A 2,486-nucleotide genomic window follows, 5' to 3' on the forward strand; every position below is an offset into this window, starting at 1 on the left:
CCCCGGCCAGGTGGTCATCAGCGGCCACAGACCGGCCGTGGAGCGCGCCATCGCCATCGCGGCGGAGCGCGGCTTCAAGCGCGCCGTGCTGCTGCCGGTGTCCGCCCCCTTCCATTGCCCCTTGATGCAGCCGGCCGCTGACGCCATGGCCGCCGCGCTGGCCGACACCACCATCGTGGCGCCCAAGGTGCCGCTGGTGGCCAACGTCATCGCCAGCACCGTCACGGATCCGGCGGAAATCCGCCGCCTGCTGGTGGAACAGGTCACCGGTTCCGTGCGCTGGCGCGAAAGCGTGCTGTTCATGAAGGAACAAGGCGTGGAGCAACTGGTGGAGCTGGGCGCCGGCAAGGTGCTGGCCGGCATGGCCAAGCGCATCGACAAGGAACTGACGGCCGTGTCGCTGGGGCTGCCCGCCGACATCGAAGCCTTCCTGAAGGCCTGAACGGATCATCCTTTAAAAGGACCATTCCCATGTTCGATTTGACCGGCAAGACCGCCCTCGTCACCGGCGCCTCGGGCGGCATCGGCGCCGCCATCGCCCGCACCCTGCACCAGGCGGGCGCCACCGTGGCCCTGTCCGGCACCAAGGTCGAGGCCCTGGAAGCCCTGGCCGCCGAGTTGGGCGACCGCGCCGTGGTCGTGCCCGCCAACCTGTCCGATCCGGCGGCCGTGGAGGCCCTGGCCAAGGACGCGGAGGCCAAGTTGGGCCAGGTGGACATCCTGGTGAACAACGCCGGCCTGACGCGCGACGGCCTGATCCTGCGCATGAAGGACGAGGATTGGGATTCCGTCATCGACGTGAACCTGACGGCGGCCTTCCGCCTGTCGCGCGCCCTGGTGAAGGGCATGATGAAGCGCCGCTGGGGCCGCATCATCGGCATCACCTCCATCGTCGGCGTCACCGGCAACCCTGGCCAGGTCAACTACGCCGCCAGCAAGGCCGGCATGATCGGCATGACCAAGGCGCTGGCGGCCGAAGTGGCCTCGCGCAACATCACCGCCAATTGCGTGGCGCCGGGCTTCATCGCCACCGCGATGACGGACGTGCTGGCCGACGCACAGAAGGAAAAGCTGACCGCCGGCGTGCCGGCCGGTCGCCTGGGCACGCCGGACGAGATCGCGTCCGCCGTGCTCTACCTGGCCTCCACCGAGGCCGGTTACGTCACCGGCCAGACGCTGCACGTCAACGGCGGCATGGCCATGATCTGATCAGGCCCCGGCCGGCCTTGGGGGCTTGTCCTTTCGCGGGGCGCCCCTAAGTATCGGCGGGACCGAGTTGACAGGGTCTCCGCCCTTGTGGGTGTCCCAGGCCCCGCGAGCGCTAGGCAAGATGAGCCTACCTGTGGTATCTGACGGCACTTTTCCAAAGGATGGGCGCTCGCATTCGTCCTGCCGGACGTACCACGCCAATCAGATAAGTCAGTAAACAACCCCAACTGTGAAAATTCGGGAAGGTATAGGAAATGAGCGACATCGCCGAACGGGTTAAGAAGATCGTCGTCGAGCACCTGGGCGTGGAAGAGGGCAAGGTCACCGACACCGCCAGCTTCATCGACGATCTGGGTGCCGACAGCCTCGACACCGTCGAACTCGTCATGGCCTTCGAGGAAGAGTTCGGGATCGAGATCCCGGACGACGCGGCGGAGAAGATCCTGACCGTGAAGGACGCCATCGACTTCATTTCCACCAAGCAGGGCTGATCCCCTTCTTCCCGGCACTTCGGTCGCGGCACCGCCATCTTTGGCGGATGCCGCGCCGAAATTCGGGAAACGCTTGGTGGTTCAGGGCCTGGGGAGGGCGGAGCACCCCGCTTCTTCCTGGAATCCGGGCCCGCATTTCTCTGGAACTAGGTACAGGTCTGACCCATGCGTCGCGTCGTCATCACCGGTCTCGGGTTGGTAACCCCTCTCGGAACGGGCGTTGAGCACACGTGGAAACAGCTGCTCGACGGCAAGTCTGGCATCCGCGCCATCGACACCTTCGACGTGTCCGATCTGCCGGCCAAGGTCGGCGGCATGGTTCCCCGGGGCGACGGCACCAACGGCACCTTCAATGCCGATGCGTTCGTGCCGCCCAAGGACCAGAAGAAGATGGACGACTTCATCATCTACGGCGTCGCCGCGGCGGCCGAGGCGGTGAAGGACAGCGGCTGGCAGCCGGAATCGGAAGAGGATCGTGAGCGCACCGGCGTCATGATCGGTTCCGGTATCGGTGGCCTCTCCGCCATCTATGAGACGTCGCTGGTGCTGGCCGAGAAAGGCCCGCGCCGCATTTCCCCCTTCTTCATCCCGTCGGCCCTGATCAACCTGGTCTCCGGCCACGTCTCCATCATCCACGGTTTCAAGGGCCCGAACCACTCGGCCGTCACCGCCTGCTCCACGGCGCGCACGCCATCGGCGACGCCGCGCGGCTGATCATGTGGGATGACGCCGACGTGATGATCGCCGGGCGCGCCGAGGCCGCGATCACCCGCCTGGGCGTGGCCG

Annotated in this window: 3 protein-coding genes and 1 pseudogene; all 4 read left to right on the forward strand. The window is 66.5% G+C overall.

Annotated elements, in window-relative coordinates; genetic code table 11:
- On the forward strand, positions 1-442 hold a 442-nt coding region (locus I55_RS24890), incomplete at its 5' end, for an ACP S-malonyltransferase (protein ID WP_044563417.1).
- A gap of 29 nt (positions 443-471) precedes the next feature.
- Positions 472-1,209 carry a 3-oxoacyl-[acyl-carrier-protein] reductase gene (gene fabG, locus I55_RS24895; protein WP_044563418.1) on the forward strand — a complete coding sequence of 246 codons (738 nt, stop codon included), beginning with the start codon at positions 472-474 and terminating at the stop codon, positions 1,207-1,209.
- A gap of 254 nt (positions 1,210-1,463) precedes the next feature.
- A complete protein-coding gene (locus I55_RS24900; protein ID WP_044563419.1) occupies positions 1,464-1,700 on the forward strand; it encodes an acyl carrier protein in 237 nt (78 codons plus the stop codon).
- Between the two features lie 165 nt (positions 1,701-1,865).
- A pseudogene (locus tag I55_RS24905) lies at positions 1,866-2,486 on the forward strand (beta-ketoacyl synthase N-terminal-like domain-containing protein); the annotation flags it as partial.

The organism is Azospirillum sp. B4 (assembly GCF_000333275.1).
Taxonomy (GTDB): domain Bacteria; phylum Pseudomonadota; class Alphaproteobacteria; order Azospirillales; family Azospirillaceae; genus Nitrospirillum.

Coding starts and splice junctions, on each gene's coding strand:
- I55_RS24900 (WP_044563419.1), top strand. CDS start 1,464: ATGAGCGACATCGCCGAACGGGTTAAGAAGATCGTCGTCGAGCACCTG.
- fabG (WP_044563418.1), top strand. CDS start 472: ATGTTCGATTTGACCGGCAAGACCGCCCTCGTCACCGGCGCCTCGGGC.